Raw genomic sequence first — 21,498 nt, 5'->3', positions numbered from 1 at the left:
TGTGAGGGCAGGTAGAATCAAAACCAGTCATTGAGCCGCAACTTTCATAGTTGCGGTTTTTTTTTGCTGTATGACCTAACCCTCGATAGGAATATTCACCCACATATTAGGTTGTTTCCTGGTTTCATTTTCCGGATGCATTAAATAACAGCCTTAAATAAAGCCAAAAAATTAGGGGGCTAACTGAAAATTTTGAGCATGCGTACAGGTGATAATAGTTTCAGTCAAGGAAATGGAAAAGGCTGAAGCATGAGTATCAAAGCGGTCGATAAATACATTCCAAAGGTTAGGGGGATGTTGAATTTAGATCTATATGGTCCGATAAATCTGGCCTTGATTGCTTTTTTTGCCTGGCTCGTATTTAGCCGTTTCTCCTTCGGTTATGGGTTGTTGAATGGATGTTTGCCAGCTGATTTTTACATGATCGACCATGCAAATACGTTAGTGAGCAGGGGGTCTCTCATTGCATTCAATATGCCGAAAACCGTCAGGTTTATTAATGAAGGTGAGAAAGTTATCAAAATTGTGGCCGGGGTTGGTGGGGATAAACTACGCATCACAATGGATGGCGTATACAACGGCACAAAGTTTTACGCGGCAAACGCCAGGCGTATCTCTCACAAGTACCAGGTTTCACCCAAATTGATTGAGAGAGAATTAGTAGTCCCTGATGGGGAGGTATTTCTCATCGGTCAAACAGACCACTCATGGGATTCAAGGTTTTGGGGAACAGTTAAATTAACTTCAGTGATAGGGACGACCTATGCCATTTTTTAAATCAAGAACGAAAAATAAAGTCACGTTAGCAATTCTTTCTTTATCCCTTTCTGCGGGTGCAATCGCTACGAATGAGCAATATCAGCAAGATGCTGAAAGCATTGCACAGCAGTCCAGTGCGTTAAGCTCCAGAGGGCAATCAGTTGCCGAAATGTCAGCGTTACAGCCAGCCGGTGAATTATCTTCGCCTGAAATCGAGAAGTACAAAGCACAGGCTGGAGCGCTCAAGAAACAAGATATCCTCGGGTCCTCTGTTAACCATGGTTATGTGCCTGGAATGGCCGCAGACAGTATTCAGTCAATAATCGACCATACAAAGAAGATCAGAGAAGAGCAGACAAGTAATGAGGCGTTGGAGGAAATAACCAAGAGAAGGGATGAGATCCAATCCAACACTCAGATAAATGATAATGCATTAGAAGCTGTACAGAATAAGCCTGAAGCCATGCGGGGCCAGTCGAAAAATATCGAAAAAATGTTCGGGAGTTCGGGCATCACAGCAGCAGACTTTGAAAGGAAAATTGATAGCAATCGAGAAAAGGAACTTTCTACAGAGTCCGGTATTACAATCTTTGCCTCTTTCAGCATGCCGGATTATGTGATGGAAGACCTTCTTAGAACCGCATCCGAACATAATGCCAGAGTAGTCTTTAACGGACTGAAAAAGGGGACCACTCGGCTGACTGAAACTCAGGCGGCAATCAATCAATTTCTCGTTAAAGCTAAACTTCAGGATGGTCCACTGATAACAATTGATCCTGATAGCTTTAGTCAAAATCAGATTAGCCAGGTCCCGACAGTTATATTACGTGAAAAAAACCGCTATGCCAAAATGGTGGGCACATTCAATCTGGATTATTTCAAACGTGAACTTGAGAAGAATCCAAATCAGGACCTATTCCCAATGGCCGGTAATAGTTATCCGGTCGAAGAGAAAAGTATTATTGTCGAGCTCGAAGAAAGGGCCGACAAATATGACTGGGACGGGGCCAAGAAAAGAGCGCTAGCTGACACCTGGAAAAATCAGTGGATGATAAACCTCCCGCCAGCAGCTGAGCACAAGGAGTGGTTGATTGATCCGACTGTTAAGGTGACTCAGGATGTAAAAGACAAGCAGGGAAGAGTAATCGCTTATGCAGGTGAGTTAATTAACCCTCTTGGGCGATTCCCTCAAAATTTAACAATGCTTGTATTTGACCCACTTCAGCCAGAACAAGTTGAATGGGCTGAGAAGCAATATAAATCCCGACTCGGTGCAGGCAAGGTCATGCCGATGTTCACTCGTCTTAACCAGGATAATGGTTGGGAGGATCTGAATGACCTGCGTGAAAAATTTAATGGAAAAGTATTTAAAGTTAATGAGCAGATCATTAGCCGCTTTCATATTAAAACCACTCCAGTACTCATTGAGAATGACAAGGATAAATTCCGTGTTGTTCAATTTAGTGAGGCTGAAGTGCGTGGTATTGGTTCAGTAAAAACTAATCAAGGGGAATGATATGAAATTCGGATTCATAATCGGTGCAATATTCGCAACCTGGCTGACCCTCACATACCCGAGTCAGATGAGTGAATATTTCAGCAAGTTTATAGAAGCTGTGAACAGCAGTGTTTCATTCATTAAGTCATAGTGGGAATTTCGGTGAATAAATTTAAAAAGCTACTTTTGGAATTAGCCGTTTCAATTTTGCTAACACTATCACTACCCACAATCGTTTTTGCTGCGGGGAATGGCGTGGCAAACGGTGCCATGTGCCAGAGTGCTGGTGTATGGCAGGGCTTGATTAAAAACATCTGCTGGAGCTGTATTTTCCCGATGAGGATCATGGGAGTGGGTGCAGCTCCTGAAGGCGCAGCTCCATCACGCCCGGGTTGTTACTGTACCGACCAGAACGGTATACCTGAAGTCGGCTGGCAATTAAGTTTTTTCCAGCCGGTGAAGATTGTAGAGGTGGTAAAAAGCCCCTGGTGTAGCCCATTTCTTGAAGGGACGATGCTTCAAAAGTCCCAGTTCGATTTAGGTAAAAGTAATACAAATCAACCAATGACGGCAACTGAAGCTGGTTTCTACGATGTGCATTTATGGGAATTTCCCATTATGACGATGCTGAAGCTTTTGATTATTGGTGAATGTACTGCGGAACCTTATATCGACGCCAGCTTGACCTACATCAGTGAGGTTGACCCGATGTGGGAAAGCGACCTGCTCACGCTTGTTCTGAACCCGGAAGCAGTGGTTTTTGCTAACCCTATTGCGTCTATGGTCTGTGCTGCTGATTGTGTGGCCGTAACTGCGGGGAAAGATAACCTCGGAGCTTACTTCTGTGCCGGTTGTGATGGAAATCTATATCCACTTACGGGGCACGTATATGCAAATGATGATGCGGTCAGAACCAGTTCGTTAATCACCCAAAGACTACTCACAAAACTGCACCGGCAGGGAATGTTGATGCGAACCATGGGTGCTGATGCAATGTGCAAAAAGTCCTGGGAGTATTTCACCCCCCGATCTCAGTACCGACTCTCGATGTTATATCCAACACCTGAAGCCGATGGCCCGGATTGTTGTCACCGGCTTGGTGATTCGGTTCATGACTGGTCAACATTGAAAGGCGGAAGAAAGAAAATTGGAATAGATAACTACGTTTATATGCTTTGGCGTTATAACGACTGTTGTGTAAGATTTATACCATAATCAAGGAGTTAGCGTGAAATTTACAAAAGTAATCGCTTCGACGCTTGCTGTTTCACTGGTCACAAACACCTTGAGCTGGGCATTTTATATTTCGCTGATCAATATGGTCACTACGCCTAAAGTATACGCAGCAGATGCCATATTTGACCAGCTGGAAAGTAACTTTAACCTGTCGAATCCCAATGCAAACCGAAACGCTCCGACCAGTGCCCAGGACATCGTGGAGAAGTATAAAAATGCAGGATCTGGCGGAAATTTAAGTGGCAACATATCCGACAAATATGCGGGTAAGGCGGACTCCCAAAATCTAAATGTCGGAAAATACGGAACATCAAACTCTAATGAAAGTGTGATGGGTAACGCTGCGAGTGACGGTAAATCTATAGGTCGCTCAGTATCTCTGCCGAGTATGTCGGGTGGAACCATTAATTCGAGTTATACAAAAGAGGGGGCAAAGCAACTTTCACGTGATGCGAGCGGAAATATTTCAATAAGTAATAGTGCCATTACCACTCCGGGCACAAAAACAAATACCGGCGAGATTTTCAGCTCAGAACAAAAGCACAGTGACACAAAGTTTGCTGCTGGTGGCCGCTACGGAGATGAAGACGGTTTTCTAGACGATATTAAGAATCGGAAAAGCCAGCTTTTTGAAGCTCAGAGCTATGATGGTGTGGCTTACCGTACTCTGGTAAATGCGAATAAAGACAATCCGGCCCCGAATGTAAAACCTAACGACCCGATGTTTAATGCTGGCCGTAATGAAATCGGTAATGCAGTAGCCGGTACGGGTAACTGGCTTCAGAACTGTAATACAGAAACAAAGACGCAGACAATTACCACTCACTACCCGGATTACAAAGAGTCCTACTGCAACTCCCCGAAAAAAGACAACTTCAACTCTTGCACAATAACCCGAGATTTTACTGTGCCCGTTTATATTTCGGGTGGGAACGGGGACCTGTCTGTTTGTGGTGATAATTGTGTAAGAATCTGGTTTGGCCGCAGGGATGATAACTACTGGCAGAACGGTGTATTTGATAACTCCCTGGTACTCAAGTTTCACCCAGATGCGAAGCTGGCAACGGCTAGGGTGGTTGCCGCAGAGTGGGATGACCATATGAGGGTAACTTTGGATGGGAATCAAATTTTTGCGCACATTGATGGTGATTATCGGGATTATGATTATGAAGCTCCAAAGGGTGGCTGGGAGCAGGACAAGTCATGGAAGTTGAATGCGCCAATAGATATCACCGAGAAGGTTCGCAACTCAGTCTATAACGAGCCAGACCGTGAAGTGACGATGGCCTCCCGTGTATGGGTCGGCGGTAAAGGGGAAGGGTATTTCGAGGTCGAATTAACTTTTGAAAATATGAAACTGGAAGACAAGCATGTCCAGGAGCCTGCGGGATGCTATGACGCCGTAAAAGATACCAGCTCATTCTGCCGTTTTGACCGCTTTGCAGATATGGACGTAGGGACTAAGCGTTTACCAGCCGATATTCTCAATATGGCAAAACCTTTGTATGAAGGGGATAAAGGCTTCCTGACGTGGAAGACGAATCTGGAAGGATACTTCTGCGACCCCCTGGCTAAAGAAAAGATCTGCTCGTATGACGCCAGTGGCAAAATTATGAAAGATAAGGAAGGTAACGACCTTTGCTACAACTACGATGATATCAAGAATATGCCCGATGCTTGCGGGGTATATAAGAATGATGCGGCCTGCGTAATGGACAGCCAGACTTGTGCTGAAGGCTGGTACGACGAAGGGACTAAGAGTTGCTACATGTACGAGCAGAAGTACACCTGCGACAGAGGTAAAGATGTTGTGCGTGAAGTGGAATCTCAGACCAATGCTTGTGTAGGGATGATCCCATGTTCTGGAGGGACCTGTGAAACAGGACCGAAGGAAGAGAACAAAGACTTTGGCAAAGTCATCGCGTACTCAAACATGGTCCAATACATGCAGGGTGAAGCTAAATGTACAGACCCAAACGATCCTAACACCTGTTCTGTATTCGAAGGTAAACAGGAATGGTGTGGGCGCTCAGTAGGCTTTGTTAATGGACTGGCTAAGACGGATTGCTGCGAAGCGCCGCAGGGAACGGCAAGCTCCCTGGAAGCAATAATGCTGGCCGGTTCGATGATTCGAAATACTAACTGGAGTGCCGTAAATAGTACTCTTGTCAATTGGACCGGAGGGGACACAGGCTCCTGGGCATCTATGGCTAACTCCGTGGGTGAATGGACAGCTTCCGCAGGCAAAACTGTTGGGCAAATGTGGAGTAACGTCACCAGTTCTCTGACCAGTGTTTATGAGAATGTGGCCGGTAATCTGGGTCGAACTGTTGGCTCTGCTGGTGCGTCAGGTGGCGCAAGTGGAACCGGGCAGCTGGCACAAGAAACCATGACAAGTTTTGGTCTGGGCCAATTGAAACAAATGGCGATGAATAAGGCTTACGATCTTCTGCCAGGCGCGGTAAGAGATTTCGTTTTTGATGCTGCAAGGTCAACAGCTCAAAATGCGGTATTTTCAACAGCGGTAACGAATTTCATGCTTGCCTTAAATGTAATTGGCTGGATTTATACAGCATATCAAGTCACCAAAATGTTACTGGAAATGCTGGTTGCTTGTGATCAAAAGGAAATGGAAGCAAGTATCCATAAAAATCAGAAATCCTGCTTTACAATTGATACAGAACGCTGTGTGAAATATTTAAACATAGGTTTTACTAAGAAGTGCGTTAAAAAGGCTACTGACATGTGTTGTTATAACTCCATGCTGTCGCGTGTAATTATGCAACAGGCATATCCACAATTAGGAATAGATCCTATTGCTGAAAAATGTGTTGGGTTGTCAATAACTCAAATTCAACAGCTTGACTTTGATAAAATCGACTTAACTGAATGGATTAATGATGCAGTACAGGTTGGAGAAGTGCCGGACCAGTACAGCAAATTCACAGAGGAGTCTGTGACGGCCAATTTGCCATTCAAAAACGAGAATTATCAGTTACCTTCGGAAAGAGCTAAAGAATCAATGGGCGGTGAGGATAATATGATTAAAGCTAAACAGGAGAACTCTCAGGCGATACAGGAGGCTAACGTTGATTGTAGCTATTTACCTCGACCGGCAATATGTGAAGTGGGTTCAACATCAGTAGATCAAATAACCGGAAAGCAACTTCCAAAATATTAGTAACAATAAAAAGGGGCCAAACTTGGCCCCTTTTTACATATTGTGAAATTACCAGAATTTTTTGATAAGTGTTTTTTCAGGGTAACCCTTTTTACCTAGTTCACCTTTAAGCAAGTAATAATCTGCTCCGTCGATTGAAACTGCTAACATACGAGGGGCGGTATATGTCGAGTCTGCTCTCATAATAAATCCATTATACCCTTTAGAACTTTTGTCCCATGTGGTCTGAATAAGACCGTAGCGAATGACAGAATAATTTCCTTTAGGCAATTTTAATTGAAAAAGCTCTGTACCAACTGCTGGCCTGATAGCTTGAAATTCAAAAAGTCGCTTATCAAATGCAATATCTTTTGTTGGTTTGGAAGATAAAACACACTCATTGAATTTTGCCATCATTGACATTTCAATCACGCACTCGTCAACTGCTTTAACTTGTTTATCAGCGTTAAATCCACGTTTCGCAGAACTATCCTTTACAAAGTTAAATGTATAACGAGCACCTTCCTTTACGAGCGAAGGATCATCGTAAGGTAAGTTATTTGGATTAGGAACAAAGGCGACAAACTGTTCGGTACTAATGAACTCAGCATCTTCTTTGCTATATAAAGAGCCTAACGTCATGATGCTTAAACCGGACAACCCTCCAGTTACTGCCCCCATTGCACCATTCATAAGGTATTTGGAGATGCCAGCTTCATCAGAGCTACCGGGTTTGATCTCGGAATCCGCAAATGAAACATCGACACCTGCGAGCGAATACGCGTTTTTAGCGACAGAATCAGCCGGATTTGCCGTCCAATAAAAACCATGGGAATTCGACTTTTGGGCTGTATCTGGGGTCTTTCCAACATTTGATGCACAACCGGCCATCAATGCAGATGAAGTGAGAACGAAAGCCAGAGAAAGTGATTGGTTAAGTTTCATTGCTGTTACCTTCTTGTTGTCTTTAGATGTGCTTAGTATTCCATAGAACCCAAAAAACCTAATACCCTTTGGATAACAAAATTTGATTTTTAATCAGTGGATTAACGTATCTAAAACGTAAAAATCTGCCTTAGGTTCTAGTTATACTGTCACCTCGATTTGAAGGAGGACGAATGAGCACTGCCAGCCCTGGTCAGAAGAAAATTATTAACAATATGAGTGCTAACAATATGGTGATCGCTGCGCCCGGGAGCGGTAAGTCGTTCACGATGATTGAGGGGGTGGCTGAGATACTTAATCGTTTTCCGTATGCAAGAATTGGAATGGTAACGTTCACTAGAGCCGCAGCTGACTCACTGTCAGAAAAGCTGAAGAAAAAACTGACTGAAGAAAAACTGGACCGAATAAAAATAAATACTTTTCACGGGTTTGTGAAAATGCAGTTGGATGAAATGAAATGGAATGGACGATTGCTAATTGGAAGTGCCTTGCGGTCTATGATCCACCGCGCTATCAATCACGCAGGTATTTCGATGGATCTAAGTGCAGCCGAGTTTGCGATTGACGCTATAGGAAGGGAAACAGACCATGATGTTGTCGCTATCAAGTTTTCCTCCCTGCAAATTAACTTGTTTAATACTTATCAGAAGCTGTGCCAGAAAGATGGTGTGGCGGATTTTAATGCCCTGTCAAAATACGTAACCAGCCAGTTAAACTCAGGAATGATACGACCGTTAAACCTTACCCATCTAATAGTTGATGAGGTACAGGACACCGATTCGATACAGTTCTCATGGATAAGCCAGCACACCCGGAGAGGTATCCATACCAGTATCGTGGGTGATGATGACCAGGCCATCTATTCATTCAGGTCATCCGGAGGGGTTAAAATCTTTCAGATGTTCGAAAAAAACTTCACCCCGAATGTATTTTATCTAAATACCTGTTTTCGATGTGAGCCGGAGATTCTTTCGTTCGCAGATACACTGATACAGCACAATAATTACCGTTATACGAAAGAGCTTCAATCGGGAAAGGAGGGCGGGGGAAAAGTAACTTTCTTTTGCTACCGGTCCATGGAGGAACAGTTACAGGGGATTGTGGAGTTGATAGACCAAGACCCTTATGGCTGGGCCATCCTCAGCAGAGGCAACGCTCACCTGGACAAGGTAGAGAACATCCTCAGCCAGGAAACGATAAGGTACGGCGGTAAATCATTTTGGGATGAGAAGGAAAGTAGCGATGTCCTGCATCTGATGGCATTTTTCCGACATCCCTATGATAAAAGGCTCATGAAGCGAGTGCTGGCATTATTCGGTGAGGATGAACAAGTCCTTGATGAAGTAGCCAGTAGAATGGCCGGAAAAAAAGTAACTTTTGACATGCTGCCGTTACCCGAAGAAAGCAGTGTCGCTGTTAAATCAATCCATAAAAACTTCTCCCGCTTTATAACTGACACAAGAGATAAGGCTGAAATAGCCAAGAGAATACAAAATTTAATAAAGTGGATGGAAAATGCATTCATCAAAATGGTTTCGGCTAAAGGAGGGCAGTCAATAACTCGGGTGGCGATAGATACTTGCCAGCAGTGGGCCGAAAGGGATGGTTGGGATAAGATGATCAATCGGGCTGCTGGGTTGTGTCTTGGGACCAAGAAAAATAATAAAGAGTACACACCAGACAAGGTGGTCCTCTCGACATTACACGGATCGAAAGGACTTGAATGGAAAAAAGTAATTATTCTGAGTTGTACATCAGAGCAGATTCCAAATCCAAAATGTGTCGGAACTGAGTTAATAGAAGAGGAACGCCGGTTGTTATATGTAGGTTGTACCAGAGCAGAAAAGGAACTTTATGTATTATGGTATGGGGCACCTTCGTATTTCTTAAATGAGTGCGCACCTGAAATGGTTATCGAGGCAGAGAGCGCCCTGACACGACCTAAGCAGATAGAAAAAAACGATTGAGCAACCATTTACAAGAAGTTGGTTGTGTTGTATATATATTAATAGAAGTACAAACTAGTCTTAAAAATATTAGCTTCACTCAAAAGTTAGCACACCCCAAAGTAGCTTTATTCATAATTGCCGTGAAAAGCGGCCAGCCTTCATAAAGAAGGTTGTAATACACCACCGGCAAAATGTTCCTCTTTGTCGTTGGTGCGATTACTTATGCCTATCACGTCAGTTATCCGTTTTTCCCAAATCGTAACAACTTAAAGCTCTTAATTGAGCCTATTTTGTTACGTACTTCTAATGCCAGACAAGTATAAGTCAGCGCGGTTCGTTGCCTACGGGGGATGAATGACAGGCTTTTGCCTCCAAAAAACCGGTAATTCGTTCTGTCGATTTACTGCTTTTAAGTTAAATCATATAGGTAAATAATCATGTCTTTTGAAAATGTTGTCAGCAAACAGCTCGTTAATGGTATCTCAAAGTTATATCAAACTGCATATAGCAAAGATATCCCTCAAGAATTAGCTGAAAATCTTCGTAGTTCTTTTTCGCATTATGCTGAAAAGAAAGCAGAGATTATAGTAGTTATGAATGAGACAGAGTTTTCGACAATTGAATTATTTACATTTAATTCAGTTTCAAAACTTGGCGACTGCATTGCTAAAAATAATGGGTTTTATCATGTGAAAACAAAGCATTTCGATGTCAATAAAATTGACTTAGAAGAAGCGGTTGAATTATTAAATCGTGTGCCTCTCGTTCCACTTTGTAAAACCAAAAAAGATCTAGATATTTTCGTCAAAGATGCATTCGCAGAATTTGGGTTAGATACTTATCTCGATGCGGATAATCTTTATTGTTCACTCGAAAAGTCTAAAGAACTGGAAAATACTCATCTTACAGAATGGATTTGCCAGGTCATTGAAAGTCAGCGAAAGTTAGTTATTCGTGAAGAGTTCAATGCTGCCGCGAATGCTTCTTATGATAATCTTGTCCAGTTTAATAAGGTAATTCGCCCGTTACTTAAACGTCTTGGTTTCCCTAATGAACTGATGGAGCATTCTTTCAGAGAGTTGAGAGCTTTTGATATGAGTGGATGGGATAATGTAATTTCAAAAAATATGGATCAACTGGCAAAACGTGAGTTTTATTATAGTCAAGATGAAACTTTAATTGCCGACGCATTAAATGATAAGAATGCATCAACTCCAATCAACGATAACAAATGGTTTAACAAACCAGGTGTCATCGCTTGCATCGGTGCTGTGTTTGTATTCTGCACTTTTAATGTATTTTATCTGTAAACCTGTAAAGGGGAGGCCCTTACAGGGTTTCTCTCTTTTTCCGAGAGGAGCTTTGTATGTCATTTCTGGATAGTATTAATGAAGTAAGAATATCTGGCGTAGTTGTCAGCATTAAAGTTAAGGCAATTGCAGACGGTTGTTGTGGTGCATTGTTAAAACTAAAACAAAGTATGAGTGTAGATGTCGATGGCGAAAAGATAGAGAGAGAATCCTGTATTCAAATCAAAGTCCCGCCTGAATTATACTCAACTAAGTTCGCTGACATTGAGCAAGGTGATGAGGTATTAATCTCCGGTGTGCTGGTGGTCGATAACGTAATAATAAACGGGAGAGAGCAACCTCTTGGTTATATGCGCGTACTCGCAACTAGCATAAATGCACATCTACCAAAACCCGCAAAAGGTTTCGGTTGTTCGACCTTCAAACAGAATTGAGTTAAACCAACCCTTAAAGGGAGAAATCCCTTTACATGGGATTTCTCCCTCAGGAGAGCCCATGAAACCAAGACTATGTGATCCACGGCAAATGAGTCTTTTCTCAATGTTTGATGTAATTGAGGAAGATGAACCTGCACCCATAATAAGCCAACCATTGAATATAATTGCTGAAGTAATTCATCAAGAGTCAATGAAGGTGAATAGGGTAGAAACTGGACCCGTTCATGTTATAGGTATAGAACCTGCCAATCACTTTATACCCGAAACAATATCCTCCGGCACTGTAATAGCTCATTCATTGTTACCTGAAGGATCACTACTGCACCGTCATAATAAGGTTCAGGAATATGATTATCTACTGACATTAGATGAGTACAAAAGTGACCTTGGCGGGCTTGTCTACGAATGGACAGCTGACCATGTGTATACACTGTATGCAGAAGCTCTGGATGATTCACTAAGAGCAATACGACTTCTGATAAGCCTTAAACAGCTTTATTTAGATGAGGGCACTGGGTTTAGGACAGCACATCCTGCACTTCTGTACGAAACAGAATGGCTGATGTCTGATAACTTCGAGCTCGCATGTAAGGTCTTTCAGCTTCGTGCTGACGAGATTCGTTCCTCAGTGAAGTCTATTGTTTATGAAGCAACACACAACAAATCAAATATGCGTCAGAAATATGGTCAGTACAAAAATGACCAGAAGGTTATATTCCATGTCTGCAATGATGGCACTGGATGGCCTGTTTTTTTCGATGACGACTATTTTATGGAAGATAATCAGCTTGCTATTACATGGACTGATGAAGACCTGCTTATTATTTTTAAAGCGGCATTCAATGACTCCATAGATTTGTTTGAAAGCTTAGTTAATAAAAATCGACTTACATTACGGACACCTCGCGGAAAGATTTATATTAATCCTATTTTTAGTAATGAATTGGATTGGATCGCCTCGGATGCATTCGAAATTGTAGGTAATCATTTGGGATATGACGTTGGTTTGGTTCGCCAAACAATAGCGTTAGCCTGCCAAATGTAATTGAATTAATTGCCCACTGGCAAACATCAGCCAGTTGGCGGTGTTTGCGTATAACGGAGATTTACTTATGTCAAACACTGCAAAAAATACCGGTTCTGTAATTATTGAGTCCACTTCTCAGAAGCAACTTTCCATTCAAGACTTTTTGGATGAGCAAAGTATAAGAGATGGCCGTTATGATATACGTGATGATTATTTTCTCGTATTTGCATGCGACTTGTTCCAGCAACCTGAGATGGACCCGGAAATGATTATCCCTGTTTTTAAAATGGAGACATCATTCCGTGCTGAACTAAACAAAGATTATGTGCCTAACCCGGTTGTTCTTGAGAATGTAGTTAAGCTTTTGGTTGATACTGATATTCAACTTAGCCTTTGTCTCAAAGGGGAGTCTGGTTCGGGTAAAACTGAACTGGCAATGTACATCAGTCATATGATGAACTGGCCCTTAACCATCAAACAAATCAACAGTAATATTCGTGCTGATGAACTTGAAGGTGAGAGAAGCTTAATTGATGGTAATACCGGTTTTGTGTACAGCGATTTAGTCCAGGGATTCAAGGATGGACATCTCATTCTGTTAGATGAGATTGATAAAATTGATCCTGATACAGCAGCTAAGTTGCATATGCCAATAGAGCGGAAACCTTGGTCTGTGAGTGCAAACGGCGGTGAAGTTATTAAGCCTCACGCATTTACGAGATTTTTGGGAACTGCAAACACCAACATGTCAGGAGGAGAAAGGCGCTTTGTTTCCTCTCAGCGTCAGGATGCGGCTTTCACTAAGCGCTTTTTGATAATTGAGATGGAAAAGCCAGATGCAGTATTTTTCACTCGCTTGCTATCGAAACGATATCCGGATTTCAGTATGGGTATTCTTGAGAAATTCGTTAAGGTCGCTATTGCGGTTAACGATGCGGGTGCGGAAGATTCTGTAATGGATGCACGTCAATTAGTAGCATGGGTGTCTACGTCAAAAGCGTTGAGCAACCTGGCTATTAAGGAAACGTTCAAAATCGCATTTGCCACCGGTTTACCGTCTCATATATATGAAACTGTAATGGAGGCCATGGATTTGACTCTTGGTCGTGAAAAAGAGTTCACCATGTCATATCTGACAGCAGCTAGGGTGACGATTGAAAACCAGGTGTATAAGGTTATCGATCTGAATCTTATGAATTATCCAATACAGGAAATCATTTACTTCAAAAGTAATGTTAAGGAGGAATATATTGCTGTGTGCTACGAAAGTGGTTCAAGGGCTCATGTTCTAAAAACTGTAAGTAAGGATTATTCATACTATAAACTTGAAGATCCAATGAAGTCGAAAAATGAATTTGCGGACGCTATGGCTCGTAATAACTTTACCTATGCAGGAATGTTAAAAATAGCCGAAGTCAGTGAAATCTTTAAAGGTCGCATTGTTGCTGATTTTTAAGTAGTTAAAATTTAACCCTATCGGGGATTTCTTCCCGACAGGGGAGTTTCCCCCTTTTTTTATATCTGGAGAAAACTCATGAACGTAAACTCAAATACAAGCATCAATACATCTAATCTCGGCAATATTGATCCAAAAGAACAATGTCTGAAATTCCTCGATGCTTATCCTGAGCTGAAAGACGGTGCGGTCATAACCAAACTAGAAATCAGCGGTTGTCAGGGTCACCGCAGAACTAAAGATATACAGCAATCGTTTGAAGGGTTAGATATTTCAGACCAGAGCAGTGTGTCTAAAAGTGAAGTTCGATGGATTGATTCAAAGGCATTAAGTTTTAAAAGCACTATCAACTCAAAGATATCCACGCTGTGTGCCAGATTGTGCATTAACTACAGTAATATGTTTATTCTTCCTGTTAGCAGTATGCAGGAGTTCCTGGAGGAAGCTCAAAAAATCGAGTCGGAATTCAAGGAAGGGATAAGCAATGCTTTGGATAACTATGAAATTTATGTTGAGAATGAGAAGAAACGCAGCCCTTTAATGGCTGATCTGATTGATAAGCTCAAACTGACCAAGGATGATTTTGGTAAATCATTTAAATTCAGGCTTGCGCATTTTATACCATTCACTCCGATTAGCGTTGAAGAAAGCGATGAAACGAACGACCGATATAAAGAGCAATTGCTTGTTGATATTGCGGATGAAGCAGAGAAAATTTATATCCAAATGATTTCGAAAGAAAGACTGAAATCAAGCACAATCTCTAGACTTAAGCAGATGCAGTCAAAAATCATCAGCTTTATGTTTATGTACAAAGAGGCTGTAGTGCTCGCAGATGCGATTAAATACATTATTGACAATGTACCTAATGGGTCCATTACCAATCCTCGTGATGTATCGGTTCTACAGCAGTGGTTCTGTTTCATGAGTGACGTAAATAAGTTGAGTCGTATCATCTCAGGTGAGGAAAAGGTAGCTGACTGGTTATCAACAATCAGCCACGCGTTCAACTCAGCGAGCAATAATGACACACCAGTAACCAGTAAAATTAATGATAACCCGTTTGCAAAAGTAACCGTTCTTGGCAACAAAGAGAGTGTTAATTCTCCTGCTGCTAAAGCCGGTGTATCTGATGAGACGAAAGGTGATGTCACGTCTGACACACCAGAAGCACCTAAAACATTGGGTGGGGGTTTGAGTCTAAAAGGCTGGTAAATATTAGTTTTCATCCCAGATGGGTACTCCCATCTGGGGAGTACTCTTTTTAATAAAAGGTACTCTCATGACAAACAAATTATCTAAATCACCGCGTCAAATTGAGCGTTTAAGAAATATTGCGAATGTTATTTCAGGCATCCCTGGTGTTGAAGTGATTATTAGTTCCGCCGTATCAGTTCCCTGTTTCAATATAATAGACTCAAGGGTTTCACTGCCGGATGGAGATTATTCTGACCCAGAGTTTGTGGCTCTTTGTGAAGGCTATATATGTCACGAAGCAGGTCATGGACGTTATACAAGTAAGGACGTCTGGTTTAATTCACAAGATGCAGTGTATGAATCTTCTCCTGGTTTTAAAGGTTGGGAGAAAAAAGTACCTGTTTTCGACAATCGCGCAGATAAGATGAAAGCATTGGCCAAAGTTCGTCGCATTGCTGGGCTGATGAATTTATTTGACGATGTGCAGATGGAGAAACGTACCGGTTTAGCGTATGAACAGGCTAAGCACCGCCTCGCAGTAATGTATGCAATCCTTTGCCAAAAAGGGTTCTACACGACTGATACAACTAAACTAGATGCTAACCCTGTCGACATAATAGAGTGGTACATCCTTTCGAAACTCAGGACCGATGTTCTTGGGCAAGAAGGTGACAAAGCGATACTTGATGATTTTTTTGCTTACTCTGAAAAATTGTTTGGCCCACTCAGAACTGAAATCGACCTGCTGCTCAAAAAGGCACATGGCGTTAACAGTACTGAAGATGCGAGCAAGCTTGCTATTGAGCTTTTTGAACTTCTCAATCGTCTGAAAGAGGAGGCCAATAAGCAAAAGGAGCAGCAAGACAGCCAGCAGCAGGACGGACAGCAGCAGGATGGTCAGCAGCAAGACAGCCAGCAGCAGGACGGACAGCAGCAGGATGGTCAGCAGCAAGACAGCCAGCAGCAGGACGGACAGCAGCAGGATGGTCAGCAGCAAGACAGCCAGCAGCAGGATAGTCAGCAGCAGGACGGACAGCAGCAGGACGGACAGCAGCAGGACGGACAGCAGCAGGATAGTCAGCAGCAAGACAGCCAGCAGCAAGACGATCAGCAGCAGGATGGTCAGCAGCAAAACAGTCAGAGTAGCAACAATGACAATGGCGATAGCTCAGAGAAAAGTAACTTTTCTAAGAGTGACTGGGTGCGAATTGCGGATATGTTAGAAGCGTTCGTTAACAGTGATGATGAGAGTAAGGACTATCACGACATAGTGTCGAATATGATTGAACAAATTACTGGCCTGGTTCCTTCTGAAATAAAGAAGGAGTTTGGCGGTGATGATTCAAACGTACCTGATCTTGTTATTGATTTGCCAGTATATAACGAGGCTTTACGCTTAAGCCATGCTTTGAGTGGCAGTCTATCTGTACTGCAACAGGCTGAAGTAAGAGTCAAAAACAAAACCCGGGACAGAGGCGTTTCTTTCGACAACCGTCGATTGATTCAGGCTCCAATGGGTGTGCGAGATATTTTCAAAGCTCAGGGTTTATCGAAGCAGCGTGGGCAAATTGGTGTAGTTATCCTCAGGGATAATTCGGCATCAATGGTATATGACTCGCGTTATGAGCATGCTATTAAAGCGGACCTCGCATTAACATTAGCGTTGGAAAGCCTGTCTAAAGTGCATGTGTCTAATATGATTTTCCCTGGACATGAAAGTTTCTACGAAGTAATAAAACCATTCAATATGACGGTAGAAGAAACTTTACCTGCATTTGAATATAGTAAGAAAGGCCGATGGACTCCAACAGGTTATGCTTTAAAAGCAGCTATTCAAATTCTTCAGGAATGTCAGTTTGATCGAAAGATAATTTTGATTTTGACTGATGGTCAACCTTCAAAGGATGACCTTTACATACCAAGTTTAATGGAGATGGCTGCAAAGTCTGGAGTTGAGGTGGCCGGTGTTGGAATTAAAACTAAAAGATTGTTTGGTTTTGAATCCAAGCAATATGTTCAAGTAGATGATGTTAAACAACTGACTCGCGTAGTAAACGATTTAGTGTTTAATATTTTAATCAATTAAATTTAATCCTCCCAATCGGGGCAAATACCCGACTGGGTATTTGCCTCCTGACGGTATCAGGAGCAATCATATGGATTACATTAAAGAATTTCGTGTGGAAAATACTGAAAATACTGAGTCGGTTCGCGTCAGAGTTTTTTCGTGTACTGGTCAAGTCATTAACGATATACGCCCTGTCGAAAGTCTCATTAGGGAGGTCACAATTCCTAAGGGAAATCTTTCGAAAAAGGAAACGTTAGTTGATGGCTTCATACAGAAACTTAAAAACGCAGGCTATAAAGAAGCCTGATTGAAATGGGTGACCAATTGGTCACCCACTTAATTATCTGCGTTGTGGGTTTCTCTATGTGCTCTGCTTCGCAGATGGCATAGGGAAACCCACAATGCCAGTTAAGAGAGATCAATATGACAACGCCGACGATGTGCAACAGTAAAACCCCACAGCAAAAAGCAAAAGAAATAATTGACCGTGTCCACAGTCGCGTAGCAGGAATTGGCGGGTGGCGGAATATTTATAGTTCCTACCCACAGTTAGCTGATGCAGTTGAGCGAGCACCAAAACAGGTCCCATGTCCCTTCACTGGAGATGGGAAAACTAAATTTAGATTCCGGAAAAAGGATTTGTATACAGGGTGCGCTATTCATAACGATTTCCCTGTTAACACGTTTGTTGATGGAATTGATGTTTTGTCCCACTTGCTGCAATTAAGCAAAACGGAAACCTGTAAAGTGATTCTTCGGGATCATTTTGGTGACGATATCTCAGCGCCTCTTACGAAGGCGGACCTTCAATTAAATGAAGAATACAAGCGTGAAGTAAAAGCCTCGAAGATATTAGAACCTGAGGAAGTAGCTGAACGCGCCAAAAAATTAGAAGCAGTTTATCACTACACTAGTCAGGTAACGGAGGATACCTCTGTTGGACGTTATTTGAAGAAGCGTGGATTATCACGAATATTCAGTAATCTGCCAAAAGATATAGGTGTTAATCCCAGATTGTATTATTGGGATAATGGCAAAACGGTTACGTACCCTGGCATGATCGCTGTATATCGCGATAACCGAGGACGCCGCCTGACCATTCACAGAACGTACCTGGAAGTAAATGGTGATAAGGCAAAAGTTGATAAACCTAAACTGATGATGAAACCTCCTGCTGATATGCATGGCGGTTCCATTCAACTGTTTGAGCCGCACTACAACGAGTCAACCAGTACCTGGTTGCTTGGCGTATCGGAAGGAATTGAAAATGCGCTGTCTGTAATTGAAGCGACCTCTATGCCATGCTGGGCTGCAAGCTCTTCATGGGCCCTGGAGAATATGGAGATTCCTGATTATCTACTACCGCCACCTGATGTGAAGTTCATTAACTTTTACATTTGGTCTGATAAAGATCGACCTAATAGTCTTGGTGTTTGTCCGGGCGCAGAAGCTGCATCTAAGCTTTACACTCGAATGAAAGCCTATCTTGAAGGCCGTTATCCTGCTTCACAGTTGAACATTCAAGTATTGGAACCAGAAGGTCAGATTCCCGAGAATAAAAAGGGTATCGACTGGAACAATGTGCTTGTCAATGAAGGTAGTGATGGATTCCCCGTAAGGTGTGCTCCAGAATTACTAATGCAACTGAAATAACGATAACCCCCCTGCTTTTTTGAGCGGGGGGGGGTTATCCTTTTTAATTAAGCGCAATTAACAATTGCTTTTAATTAAGATGTTGGAACGATTTCCCTTGTGCTTTTTTATGCTCCCTTTGATAAAAAACACAGCTGAGAAGCCTACTCAGTTTAATCTTTGTGGCGGTATCACTGGCTACGGTCGGATATATGACGTGGATTTCCACTTTAACCCTAAACCCATAACGGGAGTATTACCGTTATGGTGATGCTCTTTAGTTTATTTTACTCCGGAGAGCATCATGAAAAACAAAGCAGAATTATTAAGTAAATTATCAGCAGTTCTCAAGTGTTATATCATTCAATTTGAGTCTTCTTCGCTTTTTAAAGATGATCACAAGATTGACTTGAATATCCTTGAACAAAGTCTTTTAGATAATGATCGCGAGCTTATGTATATAATACGTCCTGCCGGTACTCATCTTTTGCGTACAGACGTGCATTTCCTGCCAAAATATTACTTATCTTGTCGTGGCAATCATAAGGAGTTTACATATATTCATATTGATTTGTGTACGGGAGAACATAAGGAAATTGACTGGAAAGAAGCTGAAGCTGTCATTTTCAAACCAATTAACCCACCTTCCGAGATTGGGTTTACTAAATATGACTATTTGGGTAAGGTTATTGTTGATCTTAAAAATAGAGGTTTTGATGAGTTTTTGAAATCACGAAACCTTGAAGATCTCCGCCGCTTTGCTATTGATGATGAAAGACCTACTCTGGTCCGGTATATCGACAATATAAACAAAGTAATGCAGCAACCGACCTCACGTCATTAATATAAAGCAATACATACCCTGATGGGCCTCCCATCAGGTGGCCCCATTTCCATTTTGGAGGCCATATGAAACTATCAAACGATGTAATCAATGCTGTTTTAAATAAAAGTGGATTCAATCCAGTTTCTGTTGAAGAAAAGAGTGGTTTATCAATCGAAAAACCGTTCACGAAATTAACAGTAAGTATATATATAGAAATCACGCAATTCAGAGCATTAATTCCTGATTATATTCAGTCCTTGAAAGGGTGTCCCCTCTCAATCGATATAGAAATGGAGTTAAATGAAATCATGTCATCAGCAAAGTTACTTTGTGATGATATGCGCTCACTGGAATTTATCCCTTTGTGGGTTGAGGTCAGCAACGGTGGTTACTACGGTGATCATGTTCCTGCTTTAACCTATAAGCATAGGGATGAGGACGTGGAGCTGGCAAAGTATCTCACCAGCGTTACAGACCCTAAAATCCAGAAAGCTGCCATGTTTTGGTTGTTGCATTTCAGTGATTTCATGCAGTTTGTCCGCAATACATTTTCCCGGCTGCTGGAGGAAGCTTTCACCTTGCTTGCTCAGTTACAGATAGTGTTCTGCCGGAGACGTGAAATGCCGACTCTCAAAGAGCTACAGTACAGAAATGAAACGTTCAAAATTCAAATGAGAGCGTTAGACCTGACATCTCTTAGTTCTAAGTTGAGATACAGAGTCAAAGACCCTTCAATTCACGATGCCAGATGTTACCTGAAACGAATTGCTTCTTTCGTCAATCAGGACTGGCAGGATGGTTATGTGACTTGCAGTCATTTCTCTGATGGCCGTTACATCAACCAGTCGACACCTTGTCTACTGAGTTTGAGTAAAAAGAACAGTCAGGTTCGAAAGTTTATGAACCGCTTAATTACAGATACACGCAGGGGTAGAGCTGTAGATCTTCTTTTAGCTGACTTCTGAACACAATAACCCATAGGGGATTACTTCCCTATGGGAGTGGTCCCTTCTTTTTTTGAATTGAGAGGACCACATGAGCAAATTAATTTCTAACATTATTAAATCTTTTCTGGGCGCGAACGGAATGAATATTGAAGTGGTTGATTTAGTAACCACTGATAATTCTGACGGAACGATATCATCAGTTAGTTTTAACGCTGATTTGTCGTTTGCATTTTTGTCACAACAAGCGGTCGAATACTGCAATCAATATTCGACTCTGCCATTTGAAATGCCAGTTGAAGAAATACTGTTACCAGCAGTCAACAGGCTTGCTAAAGCCCGTAATGGTCGTGTTTCTTTAGATGCTATTCGTATGCCATTTAAATGTAACTTTGGTGAATCCTCTGGTGAAACTGACAGTTTTTCAATGCTCGATTGTCCTTACAACAGAGAAATCCTCAATTATATTTATCGATCAGATGTGGGAACTGATGCGAAAGGGGTACATGAGAAGTTAACTGGTTTGACTTCATACATATACCGGAATCTTTTCGCTTTCTTTTGTAGCAAAGTTACTTTTGCCATTAGTGTCCACAATAAAACTTGTGATGATCAGAAAATCAGACAGCATATGCAGTTTGATTTTGATGGAGAATATGTACGGTATGACGGTGTTGAAATTAAGTCGTTTGGGTATCCTTTGATTGTCTTGCAAAAGCTTCTGGCACCTGACTCCATATCTTCACGTGAAGATGGGAAGTGGGTTATCAGGAACGCTGAAAGATATCTTTCTGGGAAATTGAAAACCAGAAAGTTGTTTGTTGAATACAATTCGATTTTTTATGGGTTGTCTGATAATAAACATGAAAATCATTCTATTTCTGAGCAGGAAATAACTTCAGCTAACGGAATCAAAACATTCAGAAAATGTTTTGTTAAGACGCTACTGGTCTCTGGAGCGCATGAACGTTACAGAATGAACATGGAACTTGAACACGCACAGCGTTATAACTACTAAAACCAAACCCAGAAGGGAACATTTCCCTTCTGGGAT

Annotated in this window: 17 protein-coding genes; 16 read left to right on the top strand and 1 reads right to left on the bottom strand. The window is 41.9% G+C overall.

The genetic code is table 11. The features are described from left to right. The first annotated feature begins 249 nt into the window (after positions 1–249). From lepB to trhN, 4 genes are all read left to right on the top strand, one after another. Entirely contained in the window at positions 250–777 is a 528-nt protein-coding gene (gene lepB, locus DY231_RS24145) for a signal peptidase I (protein WP_115632031.1), read from the top strand. Further along, positions 764–2,275: a TrbC family F-type conjugative pilus assembly protein gene (locus DY231_RS24140; RefSeq protein ID WP_115632030.1), complete on the top strand. Its 1,512-nt coding sequence runs from the start codon at positions 764–766 to the stop codon at positions 2,273–2,275. The genes lepB and DY231_RS24140 overlap by 14 nt, the downstream gene beginning before the upstream one ends. 144 nt (positions 2,276–2,419) lie before the next feature. Continuing rightward, positions 2,420–3,472 carry a TraU family protein gene (gene trhU, locus DY231_RS24135; RefSeq protein ID WP_208326169.1) on the top strand — a complete coding sequence of 351 codons (1,053 nt, stop codon included), beginning with the start codon at positions 2,420–2,422 and terminating at the stop codon, positions 3,470–3,472. A 13-nt stretch (positions 3,473–3,485) separates the two neighbouring features. After that, on the top strand, positions 3,486–6,674 hold the full coding sequence (gene trhN, locus DY231_RS24130) for an IncHI-type conjugal transfer protein TrhN (RefSeq protein ID WP_115632029.1): 3,189 nt from the start codon (positions 3,486–3,488) through the stop codon (positions 6,672–6,674). Positions 6,675–6,722: 48 nt separating this feature from the next. Here trhN and DY231_RS24125 read toward each other — a convergent pair whose 3' ends face one another. Then, complete coding sequence (locus DY231_RS24125) at positions 6,723–7,598, bottom strand: hypothetical protein (protein WP_115632028.1); 876 nt, start codon at positions 7,596–7,598, stop codon at positions 6,723–6,725. A 173-nt stretch (positions 7,599–7,771) separates the two neighbouring features. On the opposite strand from DY231_RS24125, the gene DY231_RS24120 reads away from it, so the two are divergent. From DY231_RS24120 to DY231_RS24060, 12 genes are all read left to right on the top strand, one after another. Beyond that, positions 7,772–9,565 carry an ATP-dependent helicase gene (locus DY231_RS24120; RefSeq protein WP_115632027.1) on the top strand — a complete coding sequence of 598 codons (1,794 nt, stop codon included), beginning with the start codon at positions 7,772–7,774 and terminating at the stop codon, positions 9,563–9,565. Positions 9,566–9,984: 419 nt separating this feature from the next. After that, entirely contained in the window at positions 9,985–10,857 is an 873-nt protein-coding gene (locus DY231_RS24115; RefSeq protein WP_115632026.1) for a hypothetical protein, read from the top strand. A 56-nt stretch (positions 10,858–10,913) separates the two neighbouring features. Then, positions 10,914–11,291 (top strand): hypothetical protein, encoded by a 378-nt coding sequence (locus DY231_RS24110; RefSeq protein ID WP_115632025.1) that lies wholly within the window; start codon positions 10,914–10,916, stop codon positions 11,289–11,291. 61 nt (positions 11,292–11,352) lie between these two features. Beyond that, entirely contained in the window at positions 11,353–12,339 is a 987-nt protein-coding gene (locus DY231_RS24105; protein ID WP_115632024.1) for a hypothetical protein, read from the top strand. Positions 12,340–12,406: 67 nt separating this feature from the next. Then, a complete protein-coding gene (locus DY231_RS24100; protein ID WP_115632023.1) occupies positions 12,407–13,777 on the top strand; it encodes an ATP-binding protein in 1,371 nt (456 codons plus the stop codon). Positions 13,778–13,855: 78 nt separating this feature from the next. After that, positions 13,856–14,992: a DUF3150 domain-containing protein gene (locus DY231_RS24095; RefSeq protein WP_115632022.1), complete on the top strand. Its 1,137-nt coding sequence runs from the start codon at positions 13,856–13,858 to the stop codon at positions 14,990–14,992. A 67-nt stretch (positions 14,993–15,059) separates the two neighbouring features. Then, a complete protein-coding gene (locus DY231_RS24085; protein ID WP_147295669.1) occupies positions 15,060–17,060 on the top strand; it encodes a vWA domain-containing protein in 2,001 nt (666 codons plus the stop codon). 70 nt (positions 17,061–17,130) lie between these two features. Next, on the top strand, positions 17,131–17,349 hold the full coding sequence (locus DY231_RS24080; RefSeq protein WP_115632019.1) for a hypothetical protein: 219 nt from the start codon (positions 17,131–17,133) through the stop codon (positions 17,347–17,349). 116 nt (positions 17,350–17,465) lie between these two features. After that, positions 17,466–18,695: a DUF7146 domain-containing protein gene (locus DY231_RS24075; RefSeq protein ID WP_115632018.1), complete on the top strand. Its 1,230-nt coding sequence runs from the start codon at positions 17,466–17,468 to the stop codon at positions 18,693–18,695. 283 nt (positions 18,696–18,978) lie between these two features. Beyond that, positions 18,979–19,518: a hypothetical protein gene (locus tag DY231_RS24070; RefSeq protein ID WP_115632017.1), complete on the top strand. Its 540-nt coding sequence runs from the start codon at positions 18,979–18,981 to the stop codon at positions 19,516–19,518. Between the two features lie 65 nt (positions 19,519–19,583). Next, entirely contained in the window at positions 19,584–20,465 is an 882-nt protein-coding gene (locus DY231_RS24065) for a hypothetical protein (RefSeq protein WP_115632016.1), read from the top strand. 70 nt (positions 20,466–20,535) lie between these two features. Then, entirely contained in the window at positions 20,536–21,462 is a 927-nt protein-coding gene (locus DY231_RS24060; RefSeq protein WP_115632015.1) for a hypothetical protein, read from the top strand. Positions 21,463–21,498 lie beyond the last annotated feature (36 nt).

The sequence above is a fragment of the Buttiauxella agrestis genome (genome assembly GCF_900446255.1).
In the GTDB taxonomy this organism is placed as follows: Bacteria; Pseudomonadota; Gammaproteobacteria; order Enterobacterales; family Enterobacteriaceae; genus Buttiauxella; species Buttiauxella agrestis.
Note: the sequence above shows the minus strand (reverse complement) of the source record. Positions and strands in the feature narration are given on the sequence as shown.